This is a genomic window from Rhizobium zaerense (assembly GCF_051810725.1).
Classification (GTDB): domain Bacteria; phylum Pseudomonadota; class Alphaproteobacteria; order Rhizobiales; family Rhizobiaceae; genus Rhizobium; species Rhizobium leguminosarum_I.
In genome coordinates, this window is sequence record NZ_CM132690.1 from 4,585,230 (window position 1) to 4,600,631 (window position 15,402).

Annotated in this window: 8 protein-coding genes and 2 pseudogenes; 7 read left to right on the forward strand and 3 right to left on the reverse strand. The window is 59.0% G+C overall.

The window, feature by feature from the left end; translation table 11 throughout:
• Nucleotides 1–197 precede the first annotated feature (197 nt).
• Entirely contained in the window at nucleotides 198–476 is a 279-nt protein-coding gene (locus ACS4RR_RS22725; protein ID WP_260110149.1) for a hypothetical protein, read from the reverse strand.
• 243 nt (nucleotides 477–719) lie between these two features.
• Here ACS4RR_RS22725 and ACS4RR_RS22730 point away from each other — a divergent pair.
• From ACS4RR_RS22730 to ACS4RR_RS22755, 6 genes and pseudogenes are all read left to right on the forward strand, one after another.
• Nucleotides 720–1,334: pseudogene (locus ACS4RR_RS22730) on the forward strand (CBS domain-containing protein).
• A 337-nt stretch (nucleotides 1,335–1,671) separates the two neighbouring features.
• Nucleotides 1,672–4,131: a phosphoketolase family protein gene (locus ACS4RR_RS22735; protein WP_260110146.1), complete on the forward strand. Its 2,460-nt coding sequence runs from the start codon at nucleotides 1,672–1,674 to the stop codon at nucleotides 4,129–4,131.
• Nucleotides 4,132–4,147: 16 nt separating this feature from the next.
• Nucleotides 4,148–4,717, forward strand: coding sequence for a histidine phosphatase family protein (locus tag ACS4RR_RS22740; RefSeq protein ID WP_260110145.1), 570 nt, complete (start codon nucleotides 4,148–4,150; stop codon nucleotides 4,715–4,717).
• A 78-nt stretch (nucleotides 4,718–4,795) separates the two neighbouring features.
• Entirely contained in the window at nucleotides 4,796–8,707 is a 3,912-nt protein-coding gene (locus ACS4RR_RS22745) for a GH36-type glycosyl hydrolase domain-containing protein (protein WP_260110144.1), read from the forward strand.
• Nucleotides 8,708–8,712: 5 nt separating this feature from the next.
• Nucleotides 8,713–10,032 carry a glucoamylase family protein gene (locus ACS4RR_RS22750; protein WP_260110143.1) on the forward strand — a complete coding sequence of 440 codons (1,320 nt, stop codon included), beginning with the start codon at nucleotides 8,713–8,715 and terminating at the stop codon, nucleotides 10,030–10,032.
• A 282-nt stretch (nucleotides 10,033–10,314) separates the two neighbouring features.
• Nucleotides 10,315–10,637: pseudogene (locus ACS4RR_RS22755) on the forward strand (IS66 family transposase); the annotation flags it as partial.
• An 86-nt stretch (nucleotides 10,638–10,723) separates the two neighbouring features.
• Here the strand turns inward: ACS4RR_RS22755 and ACS4RR_RS22760 are convergent.
• Together ACS4RR_RS22760 and ACS4RR_RS22765 are read right to left on the reverse strand one after the other, a co-directional pair.
• Entirely contained in the window at nucleotides 10,724–12,409 is a 1,686-nt protein-coding gene (locus ACS4RR_RS22760) for an ABC transporter ATP-binding protein/permease (protein WP_260110142.1), read from the reverse strand.
• A gap of 300 nt (nucleotides 12,410–12,709) precedes the next feature.
• Nucleotides 12,710–13,888, reverse strand: coding sequence for an acetate/propionate family kinase (locus ACS4RR_RS22765; RefSeq protein WP_456189444.1), 1,179 nt, complete (start codon nucleotides 13,886–13,888; stop codon nucleotides 12,710–12,712).
• 406 nt (nucleotides 13,889–14,294) lie between these two features.
• Between ACS4RR_RS22765 and fba the strand changes: the two genes are divergently transcribed.
• Nucleotides 14,295–15,359 carry a class II fructose-bisphosphate aldolase gene (gene fba, locus ACS4RR_RS22770; protein ID WP_260110141.1) on the forward strand — a complete coding sequence of 355 codons (1,065 nt, stop codon included), beginning with the start codon at nucleotides 14,295–14,297 and terminating at the stop codon, nucleotides 15,357–15,359.
• Nucleotides 15,360–15,402: the final 43 nt, after the last annotated feature.

Below are 15,402 nucleotides of genomic sequence, written 5' to 3' on the forward strand. Positions count from 1 at the left end.
CTACAGAACCGTACGCGGGACAGCCGTAGCCCTTCCTAGTATTCCGGAACAACCTGTCACTCGCGGCAACAGCACACCGTTTCTGATGGGAGTGCGCAGAGGCATTGAGGGTGCCTTGGGTAAGGATATCGACGACTCGTCGCAGGACTAACGCCCAAAGCCACCCACGCTCTTGATAGCCTTCCGCCTGGAGTTGACTAACGACGCCGCTTGCCGCGGCGAACTGTCGGCTGCCCGAACTCTTTCAGCGCCCACGGCTCGCCTTGCTCAGGGTGGCGCGGGATTTCAAGAAAGGAGTCACCAAGTCGGCGCCAGGCTGCCTCAGCAACATCGATCGATGGACGGTGGTAGGCATTTGTCTCGATTCCGAGCTCTGCCAGTTCGTCGAAGAAATCGTGGCCGCTGGAGAACACGAAAAACCACTGATCGAGCCCATCGATCGAGCGGCGCTTGCCAGCTTTTCGTCTGACTGGCATATCCGATGCCGAATATGACGTGATCCTTGCTGTCGGCTTCGCGCATGGGAGGCGAGATCGCGAACGGCCGGCGCCGGATCTGGTCGAGGAAGCGCCCATCGAATTAGGGAGAACCCGCAGACGCCCTACGAAAGTGACATTTTTGATCGCTGTGGATCGTCTCCCAGGTTCTGCAACGCCTTTCCGGGACCGAGCGCTCTCCGCGGCCATCAAGTCGGCTTCCAGGACACCTGTACCGAGGTCATGCTTACCTATCGCATTAGCGGTGTTCCGGTCATCGACGATGCGGGTTGCCTCGTCGGGATCATCAGTGAGGGTGATCTGCTGCGCAGAACGGAATTGGGGCGGGGAACCATCGCCGAACTCGGAACGTGAGTACTTACCGCCGGGGAGCAAGCTACAGATTACGTCAAGAGTAACTCGTGGCGGGTTGCAGACGTCATGAGCCGCGCGCCAGTGGTCGTGGAAGAGGACGCGTCGCTTGGACGGGTTTCCGGGTTGATGCAAAAGCATGGCATCAAGCGCATTCCCGTTATGAGAGAGGGCGTGCTGGTCGGCATCATCAGTCGTGCAGATCTTCTGAAAGTGATTGTTAGAGCCGACCTAGACGAAACCGCGCGAGGTGACGAAGCCGTCCGTCGCAGCATCGCGATACGGCTCAGCGAAAATACGGGTCTTCTCGGAAGAGACGTGACCGTAGCCGTAACCGACGGTGTGGCTCATCTATGGGGAAACGTTGACACGGCAGAGTGCAAGAAGGCGGCGCGCGTTGCTGCCAAAAGTGTTCGCGTCGTGAGAGGAGTGGTTGAGCATTTCTCCGAAGATCCGAAAAGATCTGCGATCGCGCGTTCGGATTAAACGTCAGGCACCGTCGATTTTAACTGTGCTTCGGATGCATTTCGTGCGAGTATTAGAACGCGTGAATATTTGCAAACTGGGACGAAGCTGTTTTGGATAGCCGAGCGGGACATATGCTGGGCGATAATCACGGACGCGCCAGCGTTTCATGCTGATGTCCAAACATGCTGCTGTGGCAATATTCGGTCGATAACGACTGCGCTACGAACTGTGCCCTTGCGGCCAGCATCCCAATGCCAGGGCGTTCGCCCCAGTCGCTAGCAGTTTTGAAAATTCGACGATTTCTCACCTTGAAAGATCTTACCGCAGCAATCTGGGCTCAGAGGAGGAGGCACCCATGGTTTCGCTCAAGACGGCAGGAGACGTAAAGGTCGCCATGAAGGAGAACACGGCAGCGGGCGGCCCCCTTTCGGCGGAAGAATTGCAGTCGATGGATGCCTACTGGCGGGCATCGAACTATCTGTCGGTCGGACAGATCTATCTTCTCGACAATCCTTTGCTGAAAGAACCGCTAAAGCGCGAGCACATAAAGCCGCGACTGCTTGGTCACTGGGGCACGTCGCCAGGCTTGAACATGCTCTACGCCCACCTCAACCGCGTTATCAAACGCGATGATCTCAACATGATCTACGTCATCGGGCCGGGACATGGCGGGCCATCGTTGGTCGCGCACGCCTATCTCGAAGGCACCTACAGCGAAGTCTACCCTAACATTGGCCAAGACACGGAAGGCATGAAGAGGCTGTTCAAACAGTTCAGTTTTCCAGGCGGCATCCCAAGCCACGTTGCTCCGGAAACACCCGGCAGCATTCACGAGGGCGGGGAACTGGGCTATGCCCTCAGCCACGCCTACGGCGCGGCGTTCGACAACCCGGATCTAATTGTCGCCTGCGTCGTCGGCGACGGAGAAGCCGAGACGGGGCCGCTTGCAACAGGCTGGCAAAGCAACAAGTTCCTGAATCCTGCTCGCGATGGCTGTGTGCTGCCGATCCTGCACCTGAACGGCTACAAGATCGCCAACCCGTGCTTTCTAGCCCGCATTCCCCGCGACGAGCTAAGGAAATTTTTCGAAGGCATGGGTTACACGCCATATTTCGTCGAGGGCGATGAGCCCGCGAGCGTGCACCAGCATCTGGCAGGCGCCCTTGATACCGCAGTGGCGGATATCCAGGAGATCTGGGCAGATGCCCGCGACAGGGGCAACGTGAAGCGTCCCATGTGGCCGATGATCGTTTTCCGCACACCGAAGGGCTGGACCTGCCCGCCTGAGATAGACGGCAAGAAGTCGGAGGGCTATTGGCGGTCGCACCAGGTGCCGATGGGCGACATGGACAAGCCGGAACACCTCCGCATTCTCGAAGCATGGATGAAGAGCTACCGCCCCGAGGAACTGTTTGACGACGGAGGCCGGTTCAAACCGGAGCTGGCAGCGCTTGCCCCCGCAGGGCATCGTCGAATGAGCGACAACCCGCACGCCAACGGCGGATTGCTGCTGCAGGACCTGAAGATGCCCGACTTCCAGGACTACGCGGTATCCGTGCCGAGCCCTGGAGCAACCATCGCCGAATCGGCGCGGATGATGGGGGCGTTTCTCCGCGATATCATGAAGATGAACATGGAGAGCAACAACTTCCGCCTGTTCAGCCCTGACGAAAACAACTCGAATCGCTGGCAGGATGTGCTCGAAGTCACCAACCGCTGCTACATGGCGGATATCTATCCGGAGGACGATCATCTGGCGCCGGACGGACGGGTGATGGAGGTGCTCAGCGAGCATCAATGCCAGGGCTGGCTGGAAGGCTACCTGCTAACCGGCCGGCACGGCTTCTTCTCCTGCTACGAAGCGTTCATTCACATCATTGATTCGATGTTCAATCAGCACGCCAAATGGCTGAAGGTCTGCCACGAGATCCCATGGCGGCGGTCGATCGCCTCCCTCAACTACTTCCTGAGCTCCCACGTCTGGCGGCAGGATCACAATGGCTTCAGCCACCAGGATCCGGGGTTCATCGATCATGTGGTCAACAAGAAGGCAGATGTTGTCCGGATTTATCTGCCGCCGGACGCCAATACGCTGCTCTCCGTGACCGATCACTGCCTGCGCAGCCGCAACTACGTCAACGTCATTGTCGCCGGCAAGCAGCCTGCCCCGCAGTGGCTCACGATGGATCAGGCCATCAAGCATTGCAGTGAGGGCCTTGGCATTTGGGAATGGGCAAGCAACGACAAGGGCACCGAGCCTGACGTCGTGATGGCATGTTGTGGGGATGTTCCAACACTTGAGACGCTGGCAGCGGTCGAGCTAATCCGGGAGCATCTGCCGGAGCTGAAGGTCCGCGTCATCAATGTGGTTAACCTGATGAAGCTGCAGCCGCCGGAAGAGCATCCGCACGGGCTGCCGGACCGCGATTTCGATGCTCTGTTCACCAAGAACAAGCCGATAATCTTCGCCTTCCATGGCTATCCTTGGCTCATCCACCGGCTCACTTACCGCCGCACCAACCACGGCAATCTGCACGTCCGCGGCTACAAGGAAGAAGGCACGACGACGACGCCGTTCGACATGGTGGTGCTGAATGAGATGGATCGCTTCCATCTGGTCGAGGACGTGATCGACCGGTTGCCGCAACTCGGTGCGCGCGCAGCCTATTTCAAACAGGCTATTCACCATAAGCTGATCGAACACCGGCAGCACATCGAAAAATATGGCGACGACGTGCCCGAAATCTCGAGCTGGACGTGGGGACAGTCGGCTGCCTTGGGAGAGCTGCGATCGACAGAGGCAGACAACGTCTGAGCCAGGAGGGCTGGACGTGAAAGTATTCGTGATCAGGCATGGGGAGACCGAGTGGAGCCTAAGCGGGCAACACACGGGCATGACAGACGTCCCCTTGACCGACAACGGACGACAACAAGCGGAACGGATGCGGCCATTGTTGGCTCGGCAAACATTCGCGCTCGTTCTTGTGAGTCCGCTGCAGCGGGCACGGGAGACGTGTGACTTGGTAGGCTTCGGCACCAAGGCCATCATTGAACCAGGCCTGATGGAGTGGAACTACGGCGAATATGAGGGCCTGCTGCCCCAGCAAATTCAGGCGAAAAGACCGGGTTGGTTGGTTTTCCGTGATGGATGCCCCGGAGGCGAGACGCCGGGGCAAATTGGTGCTCGGGTGGATCAAGTCGTGGCGCGCACACGGGCTGCAGATGGCGACGTTGCGTTGTTCGCGCATGGGCACGTGCTGCGCGTGCTTGCAGCACGATGGATCGGCCTGCCACCGGGTGCCGGACAGCATTTTCTCCTGAATACCGGCACGTTGAGCATCCTTACCTACTACCACGAGATACCGGCAGTGAGGGTCTGGAATGGACAAGTCTATGAGTAGTGTGCGGGACAGCTGCCAGCAGTTGGTGATGGTCTTGCTTTCGTGGTGGGCGTCGTCGTTCTAAGTGGGAAAACGTTGATGGTAAAATCAATTCACGGCCACAGAAACCCCGAGGCGGCGGCGAGACACGATAGCGTCGCGGAAATGGCGGATCCGAGTTCCGCTGTCGCGTTGCTTTCCAACGATCGGTACAGTGTCCTGGTTACAGCCGCCGGGGCGGGTTACGGAACATGGCAAGGGCTCGACATCACCCGGTGGCGCGAGGACAGCACCCGTGATTGCTGGGGCCAATTTTGTTACGTTCGGGATCTGACTGACAACGAGCTCTGGTCCATCGGAAAGCAGCCATTGTTTCGGTCCTCGAATGTCTATGAGCACGCCTTTTACGGAGACAGGGCCGAATTCCGCTGTCATGCCGGTGACATTGATATCCTCACGAAAATCTGTGTCGTACCCGATCTGGATGCGGAAGTGCGTATGCTCACGGTCACGAACCATGGCACACGGGAGCGAATCCTCGAACTGACAAGCTATGCCGAAGTTTGCCTGAACAATCGTCGCGCGGACATGGCGCATCCGGGTTTTGCCAAGCTTTTTGTCGAAACACGATATGACGAGGCGACAGGCGCCTTATTTGCGCGCCGCAGGCCCCGTGCTGCCGAGGAGAAAGCCACATGGGCAGTTCACGTTTCTTCATCGAACCTGCCGTCTTCCCAAGCGGTCCAATATGAAACCGATCGGCTGAGATTTCTTGGCCGGGGCCGGACAACGGCCAACCCCGTCGTATTCGACGCGGGTGCATCGCTCTCCGGAACGACTGGCCCCGTCCTCGATCCGATTTTCTGTCTGCGGCGGACGGTTCGTCTGGCGCCAGGCGCCAAGGCACGCGTGGCCTTTGTCACAGGCGCTACAGATGACAAGTCAGCCGTGCAACTCATCGCCGAAAGATATGCCAAGTTCGACACGGTCGAGCGAGCGTTCTCCGACGCTTCAGAGACATACGAAAATGAGCTTCGCACGTCGAACCTGAAATCTGGCGATGTCTCGCTGTTCAATCGGCTGGCCGGGAATGTCGTATTCGCGAACCCGGCCATGCGGCAGGCGGCTGGGCAGCCCCAGAGAGATCGATTGGATCGAACCGCTCTGTGGGCCCATGGTATCTCCGGCGACCTTCCGATCGTGCTTCTCCGAGCCATTGGCGACAGGGATGATGCCTTGGTTAGCCAAGTGACGATGGGCCACGATTTCGCCGGTCGTAGGGGCCTGAGATTCGACCTGGTACTACTCGACGACAGCGCAGCCAGCGCCAAGCGACAGACTGAAACGCTGCAGTCAGGCCCGCACGCCGAAATGATCGGTAAACCTGGCGGAATCTTTGTCCTTTCCGAACCCGATACCGAAAGCGATCACGTGGCGACCATCGCCGCGGCAGCGCGCATCGTCCTGCTGGGAAGCAGCGGCACACTTGCCCATCAGCTCAACCTGCCTTCCCCCGCTCTGCCACCTCTTTCACAGACGTTAGCCGTTCGGGTGAGCGGGCAACCTGCGGCCCCACATCCCGACGCGCTCGAGGATTTACAGCACTGGAACGGATTCGGGGGCTTCACGCCCGACGGACGCGAGTATGTCGTGCGCGTGGATGCGGTCAGCCCCAGAGCCCCCGCCTTGCCACCGGCGCCTTGGACCAATGTGATCGCAAATCCTAATTATGGCTGCCTGACAACCGAAGCCGGTCTTGGCTACACCTGGTCAGAGAACAGCCAGATGAACCGGCTGACGCCGTGGTCGAACGATCCGGTTACGGATGCACCGGGCGAGGTCCTCTATTTGCGGGATGAGGAAACCGGCGATGTCTGGACGCCGACGCCCCTACCGCTCGGTCCCGGTGCGGTCGTGACTGTTCGTCACGGCCAAGGTTACAGCCGGTATGCAAGTTACAGTCGTCATCTCAAGCAAGAGCTGACGGTATCGGTCGCGCCTAACGATCCGGTCAAAATCATGCGTCTCAGGCTTAGCAACGAGGACACCCGCGTTCGGCATGTGACCGCAACCTATTTCGCCGAGTGGGTGCTTGGGTCGCAGCGCGAAGAGACAGCAACGCGGATCGTCTGCGAGCGGGATGCCAGATCCGGTGCGATCGTAGCCAACAATCCCTGGGCCGGCGATTTTGCCGGAAAGCTGGCGTTTGCAGGCGCCAGTCAGCCGGCAAGGTCGGCCACGGCCGACCGTAGAGAGTTTCTCGGCAAATATGGTTTCGTGTTTCAGCCGTCGGCCCTGGAGCGAATAGATCTGGCGGAACGTTTTGGTCCGCTACTGGATCCCTGCGCCGCGCTGATGGTCGATATCTCCCTGCCCCCCGGCGAAAGCAGAGAGGTTGTCTTCGTCCTTGGAGAGGCTGCCGGCCTCGATGAGGTCCGTAGGCTCGTCCATGAGCATAGCGACCTCGAGCGCGCAGCCGCGAGCCTGTCGGCTGTCTGCCGCCAGTGGGATGACATTCTGAACACAATTCAGGTCTCGACGCCGGACGCGGGCTTGAACTTGATGATGAACCGCTGGCTGTTGTACCAGGTTTTGGCATGCCGCGTATGGGCGCGCACGTCCAACTATCAGTCTGGCGGCGCGTATGGATTCAGGGACCAACTGCAGGACGTGATGGCACTGGTCTACAGCGTGCCGAGCGAGGCCCGCTCACACATCCTGCGATCGGCGGCGCGCCAATTTGAGGAGGGGGATGTCCAGCACTGGTGGCACCCGCCATCTGGCGTCGGCGTTCGCACCCGGATCACCGACGACTTGTATTTCCTGCCTCTCGTCGTTCACCATTATGTCTCCACGACGGGCGACGTTCAACTGCTTGACGAGACTGTTCCCTTCATCACGTCACCGGTGCTGAGAGACGACCAGGAGGAAGACTTCAACCAACCAGCGACCAGCGAACAGTCCGGCACCATCTACGAGCATTGCGTCCGGGCGCTGGAGCATGGCTACCGTTTAGGCAGTCACGGACTTCCCCTTATGGGAACAGGTGACTGGAACGATGGCATGAATAAGGTCGGCGCCGAAGGCAAGGGCGAGAGCGTCTGGAACGGCTGGTTCTTTCTCACGGTCCTAAATTCATTTGCCACGATTTCAGCGTCACGCGGAGATGAAAGCCGTGCCGCCTGGTGCCGCGAACGAGCCGAGGCCCTGCGCATTGCCTTGGAAGCCAAAGCCTGGGACGGTGGCTGGTATCGCCGGGCATATTTTGACGATGGCACGCCGCTTGGGTCATCCCTGAACGACGAATGCCAGATCGACGCCATTCCGCAAGCCTGGGCCGTCATCTCCGGCGAGGCCGATGTGAAACGCACTTCGCAGGCAATGCGTGCGGTCCACGACCGGCTGGTGCGCCAGCAAGACAAGCTGATCAAGTTGTTCGACCCGCCTTTCGACGAAGGCGTGCTGCAGCCCGGTTACATCAAGGGCTATGTCCCCGGCATCCGTGAAAATGGCGGGCAATACACGCATGCGGCAACCTGGGTTGTCTGGGCGACGGCCTTGCAGGGCGACGGCGATCTCGCGCTAAAGCTTTGGAACCTGATCAATCCGATTTATCACGGTGCAACGAAGGATCAAGTCGAACGCTACAAGGTCGAACCATATGCGGTCGCCGCCGATATCTATGGCGCGCCTCCGCACACGGGGCGCGGTGGATGGACCTGGTACACTGGATCGGCCAGTTGGTTCTATCGCGCGGCGCTCGAGGCGATCCTTGGGTTTCGCCAGCAAGGGCGGTTGCTGCGGTTTGAACCGTGCGTTCCGGAAAGCTGGCCATCCTATGAGATCACATACCGAGCTGGATCGACGACCTATCGAATCCGTTTCGACAACACAAAGGGCATCGGCCGAGGCGTCCATTCAGTCACGCTGGACGGTGAACCCGTCGCGAACGGAGCCGTCCGGCTTGCGGAAGACGGACGTACGCACGATGTCCACGTCATAGTCGGTTAGCGGCCATGCCCGAAACGCTCTCAACCGACGCCGATCTCGACCGCATGCCAACCGACCAGGATCTCGGTCGGCTGCAGTTCACCACTGTCTTATACTATCTCCACTGCACCAATCCGGACAACGGCCTCGTCCGCGACAAGACAGAACCGAACGCCCCGGCAAGCATCGCGGCGATCGGCATGGCGCTGGCGACCATCCCCGTGGTTGTGGAGCGCGGCGTCCTCATCCGCGAATTTGCGGCAAAGATCACCCGCAGCCGCCTGAGATACCTGATGGCATGCCCGCAGGGACCTGAGCCGGATTCATCAGGTTACAAGGGCTTCTTCTATCATTTTCTGGATATCGAAACGGGCCGCCGAGTTTGGCAATGCGAGCTGTCGACAATCGACTCCGCTTTCCTGTTTGCGGGCGCCTTGACCGTTGCCACCTACTTTGATCGGGATACGGCCGATGAGGCGGAAATCCGCGGGCTCGCAACGGCGCTTTACGAGCGGGCCGATTGGAATTGGGCCCGCGACGGCGGCGCAACCTTGACGCATGGCTGGCGTCCGGAGAGCGGCTTCATCCCCTATCGATGGCGCGGCTATGATGAAGGCCTGCTTCTCTACATCATTGGTCTCGGATCCCCAACTCACCCGCTGCCGCCCGAATCTTACGCCGCCTACACCGAGAGCTACGAATGGAGGAATATCTACGGCCGGGAACTGCTATATTCGGGACCGCTCTTCACCCACCAGCTGTCACATATGTGGATAGATTTTCGAGGCATACGCGATGCGTTCATGCGCGAGCATGACACCGATTATTTCGAAAACAGCCGGCATGCGACATATGTCCAGCAGGAATACGCAATTCGCAACCCGATGAACTTCGCAGGCTATGGGGAGCATTGTTGGGGATTCACCGCCTGCGATGGACCCGGCTGGGGCAAGCGAACGATCGATGGGGTCGATCGGGAGTTCTTCGACTACATTGCCCGAGGCGCCCCCTTCGGACCTGATGATGGGACCGTGGCGCCCTGGGTCGTTGTCGCCTCGCTGCCGTTCGCGCCGGAGATCGTCGTGCCGACGGTGGGCAATTTTGCGCGGATGAATCTCGGCATGAGCCGGCTTTACGGTTTCAAGCCGTCGTTCAACCAGACCTATTCCATGGAAGCCAGTCCGACCGGATGGTGGGTAAGTCCCTATCACTTTGGCATTGACCAAGGACCGGTGGTGCTGATGATCGAAAACTATCGGACCGGCTTGCTCTGGAACATCATGCGCCAATGCAAGCCCATTGTGACCGGGTTGCGCCGAGCAGGTTTTTCGGGGGGATGGCTCTAGGTCGGATGTGTGTATCGTCTCGCGCGGATAGAGCCGACTACCGCCCTCGTTTCAAAGCAGAGGATGGGCTTCAGGTGAGGCGCCCGATTTCGAGGGGTCGAACAACGCATCGCCGGCTATTTCGTTCACCACGAAATCCCGTTTTTCGGCTCCAAGCGAAAGGAAGGCGCTCTCTTGGCTAGAGACTGGTCATCGTTGACATGGCTGCGGGACATATTCCCCGCGGCTGCCCTGTTTTGCGCGCTCGGCCTTATTAGTTTGCGCCAATTAATCCCTCATGAAAATTACATGCTGAACCGCTGGGCCACGTTTATCCGGTTCCTCGATGACGGCCGCATCTGCTCGTCGAATTATTGAGCAGAGCGATCGCTGCGCGGCGTGGCTTTGGGAAGAAAAGCATGGCTGTTTGCCGGTTCTGACCGCGGTGGTCAGCGGGCCGCGATTTATAGCTTGATCGTCACAGCGAAAAATGAACCACATAATCCGCAGGCTTGGCTTGCCGATGTACTTGCCCGTATCGCCGACCATCCGGCCGGCATGACCGACGATTTTCTATCGTGGAATTGGAAGGCGCAAGGCCGGCAGCTATTGCTGCGGCCGCGTAAACAATTCCCGAAACAGCTCCTCTGACCGTTGCAGGCCTTCTTGACCGTGATTGGTCGGTAGTTCTTGCGGGCCATTTCAGTAAAGATCAGACTCGGTTCGGTGCCCACGTCCAGCGACCATCCTCACTGTACTCAAGGACCGCGTGATACAGATCACGCGCGTCGTTGGCTTCTCCGCTATTGATGCAGGTGATCGAACGGTCGGAAAGGAGGCGCAGGATCTTGCGGAGTTTTTCGGACCCCAGTGTCGTGTCGACTCGATCCAGGAAGACGACCTGCGGCGGCGCGAGCAGAACTTTCGCAACGGCTAAGAGCTGCTGCTCAGTCAGCGAAAGCGACATTTCCCAGCCTTGTTCCTTATCCAACCCGCCCGCCTGGCTCACGACCCGTTCGAGATCAAGTTCGCGCAACACCTGGAACATTCGGTCATCCGAAATTTCGCCTGCATTCTCCAGAGGCACAAGAATCTGGCGCAACGTCCCTGGCGGCAGATAAGGGCGTTGCTTGAGAAACACGATGTCGTTGGAACCAGGGCGAATTATGCGCCCTGTGCCGGGCGTCGGAATGCCCGCCGTCGCTCTGAACAACGCCGTCCCCGGAGCCTGGCTAGGTCCGGTGAGCAACACGAGGGTCCCGAGCGGGATCGATACCGACAACTCCTTCAGCAGAGGAGTGCCGTTTGATGACAGCAAGGATAGCCGCTCGTAGGCCAAACACCCCCCTCGCTCGACAATCTCGATGGTCGACTCCGCGGTTGTTTGTGATTGTTCGATTGCCTCCAGTAAGGAGTTGAGCCGAGCGACCAGTACGGCAAAGTTCGAGATAGAGTGGAACTGGGTGACAATCAGCGAGAACGCGCCTACGAGCATCGCGAAGGCTGCGGCCGACTGTGTGATCACGCCAAACTCGATGTCTCCTCTTATGAATGCCGGAGCGACGATCAGAGCCGGAATAATCTGGATTAGCCAGTTATAGCCGGTGGTGAAGAACCCCACGTTGCGATTGACGGCCGTAATTCGGCGAAAGTTTGCGACCACATCGTCAAGTCGATGCGACAGGAGAATTTGCTGTCGCCCCTCGCCGCGCTCCAGGATGATCGACTCGGCGTTTTCCCGAACATGAATGAGGCTGGAGCGGAAGTTGGCCTCCTTGTCGAGTTGATCGTAGTTCAGATTGATCAGCGGCCGTCCGAGCAGAACCGTCAGATAAGAGCCGCTAGCCGCATAGAGGACAGCCACGACAAACAGCAATGGGCTGATTGACCACAGCACGCTGGAAAAGGCCACTATCGTCAGAGTGCCGTTGAACAGTAACAGGACAAAGGAGAGCGTCGTGCTGGTGAACGCGCGAACGTCATCCGCGATCCGCTGGTCCGGGTTGGTAAGTTGCCCCGAGACATCCAGGCGGTAATAGGTGCCATTGGCGAGATAAAGTGTCACAGCGCGCCGGGCTATGAATTCGCGCCAAAGTAGTGCCAGCCGTTCTTCGACAAATCGTGCGATGACCGAAAAAACTGTCAATGCAGCGAACACACCGACGTAAAAGATCGCTTGCCGGATGAACTCGGGGGTCTGGCGGTCTGCAATCGCGGTCATGAAGTTTCGGCCGACGTAGCTGTTGACAACGTTGAGGCCGCTTACGCCGAATAACAGCGCAGCGAGCCCCGCAAACATCAAATTGGCCTTCTTGCCGACATCGGAGCTCGAAAAATCCCGGATCGCGCGCGCAAAGCGAACTGCTGTTACCTTGAGCGGAATTTTCTGGCTATTCATGTCATCCTCCCTTTGGCAAACTCAATGACTTACGACCCAGCTGCAACCGGCGAACGATCGTCTTAACTTGAAATCGTCTTGCCGCTGCTTGACCCTAGGTCTCTATCGCGATTAGCCAGCATTCGACTTACGGAATTCCCGTCTGCTGTCATTTGCCCGCTCTGCTGTCCCATCGACTCCGCGCTCGAGCGAAGAACTGCTCCTCTGGGTTTTGCGGACCTTCCCGGGCAGCAACACGAAGGTCAGGATCGGGTCGAGAGCGGCTGAAGAAGCCGCCAAGCGCAATCCCAGCGTTTGCTTTCAGGACGTTGTGATGAGCGCAAGCGTATGGCGCGCGATCATCAGTTCCTCATCCGTCGGCAGAACATAGAGTGCAACGCGGCTTGCCGGAGCGGAAATGAGAGTCGCGCCCGCTTCATTGGCCGCGGGATCGAGTTCGGCGCCGAGCCAAGCAAGCCGTTCGCTGATGCGGGCGCAGATCTGGGCTGAGTTCTCCCCGACGCCGGCTGTAAACACGAATGCGTCGAGACCTCCGAGCGCGGCGGCAAGCGTGCCGACACTCAGCCCACAGCGATGGACGAAGTGATCGATCGCGAAGGCGGCACGCGCGTCGGCGCTGACAAGAAGATCGCGCATATCACCTGAGAAGCCGGAAAGGCCCTTCAGGCCGGACGACCTGTAGAGGAGATCGGTCACCTCCGCTGCGGTCATGCCCTTTTGATCGATCAAGTACAGCACGACACCGGGATCCATCTGTCCCGGCCGGGTGCTCATCGGCAAGCCGTCGAGCGCAGTGAAGCCCATCGTCGTCTCCACGCTGCGCGCCTCCTTCAGCGCACACATGGAGGCGCCGCTGCCGAGGTGGGCAACAATAACGCGTCCACCTGCGATGCCGGGCGCGACTTCGGTCAACCGCTCGGCGATATATTCGTAGGACAGGCCGTGGAAGCCGTATCGGCGCACGCCATGATCGTAATAGGTCGATGGCAAGGCGTAACAATCCGTATGCGGGGCGTGACCGCGATGGAAAGCCGTGTCGAAACAAGCGACCTGCGGCAGATCCGGATTGATCTCCATGGCGAGCCGGATGGGCGCCAGATTGTTTGGCTGGTGCAGCGGCGCAAGCTCCTGGAAAGTGGCGAGCGTGTCCAGGATGTCGTGGTTGATCAGGATCGGTTTTGCGTAGTCCGGACCGCCATGGACGACACGGTGACCAATTGCCCGGAGCGTGAACCCCTCGAGGGTCTGCAACCAGGCACGGGTTTCGGAGATGGCCGCCGGCAGGTGGTCGACCACGTCTGGCGTATATCGGCGATCGACTAGGACCGTTCCATCGGCGGCGCTCGCCACGAGACGAGGTCGTATGCCGATGCCATCGATCTGGCCCCGGATGCAGCGTTTGGGGCCAGTGTCGGCGATCTCGAAGATCTGAAATTTCAGGCTCGACGAGCCTGCATTGATGACAAGAATTGCGTCCATAGCTCAGGCCGCCACTTCTATTTTACGCCGACGGGCGGCGGCGTAGAGCGTCGTGAGCGAGCACGATGCCAGTCGGCTGCGCACGGAAACCCGAATGCAAGATTAGCACAATTCCCGCGGCGTCGGCATGCCTCCATTGATCGTTGATCAGGGTTCTCATCTTACCGGCTGCTTTTTGTCACCGCGCATCTAAGTGGTCTCCCGGCCAGATAGTTCTCGAGGATTGGACTTGTGCCAAATGCCGGCCGCTTTTTGCGCGAAGTTGCTCCCCGTACGATGCGGAGCCGGGCTTTTATATTTGCTGAGGTCGCAGTAACGCTTCGGGTTTCGACCAATCCGCGCTACAATGAGGATACATGCACTTATCTTCTGCCCCATTTCGGGCTGCTCAGAAGGAGAGAGCTTGATGGCACGCATTACATTAAGACAGTTGCTCGATCACGCCGCAGAAAAATGCTACGGAGTGCCAGCATTCAATATCAACAATATGGAACAGGCCCTCGCGATTATGGAGGCGGCCGATTCGCTCGACGCGCCCGCGATCATGCAGGCTTCTCGGGGCGCCCGAGCCTATGCCAACGACATCATGCTGAAGCACATAATGGATGCCGTCGTCGAAATCTATCCCCACATCCCGGTCTGCGTGCACCTCGATCACGGCAACGCACCGTCCAGTTGCATAACCGCCATTCAAGCCGGCTTCACATCCGTCATGATGGACGGCTCGCTGAAGGCGGATGCCAAAACACCGGCCGATTGGGACTACAATGTCGGGGTCACCAAACAGGTGACGGAGATGGCTCATCTCGGCGGCGTTTCCGTGGAGGGAGAACTCGGCGTCCTAGGTTCGCTGGAGACCGGCATGGGCGAAGCCGAGGACGGCCACGGAGCCGAAGGCAAGCTCTCGCAAGATCAGCTTCTGACTAATCCGGACGAAGCTGTCAAATTCGTCCGCGAAACCAGGGTCGATGCGCTTGCGGTTGCGATGGGCGCATCGCACGGCGCCTACAAGTTCAGCCGCAAGCCGGACGGGTCGGTGCTGGCGATGAACGTCATCGAAGAAATTCACCGTAAGCTCCCGAACACACATCTCGTCATGCATGGCTCGTCCTCGGTCCCGATCGAACTGCAGGAGATCATCAACCAGTACGGCGGTCAGATGAAGCCGACATGGGGCGTGCCGGTCGAGGAAATACAGGGCGGTATCAAGAATGGTGTTCGCAAGATCAACATCGATACCGATGTCCGAATGGCGATGACCGGCCAGGTCCGGCGTATTCTGCAGGAAGACCCCAGCGAATTCGATCCACGCAAATATCTGAAGCCGGCGATGACGGCGCTGACGAAGCTCTGCAAGGAACGGTTCGAACAGTTCGGAACGGCGGGCAAGGCTTCGCAAATCCGGCCGATTCCCCTTTCGGAAATGGCAAAGCGTTACAACTCAGGCGCGCTAGACCCGACTTTTTATTGATAGCGAATGGGCAGCGGACGCCGGAGCGTCCGCTGCCCTGCCC

Coding starts and splice junctions, on each gene's coding strand:
- ACS4RR_RS22725 (WP_260110149.1), bottom strand. CDS start 476: ATGCCAGTCAGACGAAAAGCTGGCAAGCGCCGCTCGATCGATGGGCTC.
- ACS4RR_RS22765 (WP_456189444.1), bottom strand. CDS start 13,888: ATGGACGCAATTCTTGTCATCAATGCAGGCTCGTCGAGCCTGAAATTT.
- fba (WP_260110141.1), top strand. CDS start 14,295: ATGGCACGCATTACATTAAGACAGTTGCTCGATCACGCCGCAGAAAAA.
- ACS4RR_RS22745 (WP_260110144.1), top strand. CDS start 4,796: ATGGTAAAATCAATTCACGGCCACAGAAACCCCGAGGCGGCGGCGAGA.
- ACS4RR_RS22750 (WP_260110143.1), top strand. CDS start 8,713: ATGCCCGAAACGCTCTCAACCGACGCCGATCTCGACCGCATGCCAACC.
- ACS4RR_RS22760 (WP_260110142.1), bottom strand. CDS start 12,409: ATGAATAGCCAGAAAATTCCGCTCAAGGTAACAGCAGTTCGCTTTGCG.
- ACS4RR_RS22735 (WP_260110146.1), top strand. CDS start 1,672: ATGGTTTCGCTCAAGACGGCAGGAGACGTAAAGGTCGCCATGAAGGAG.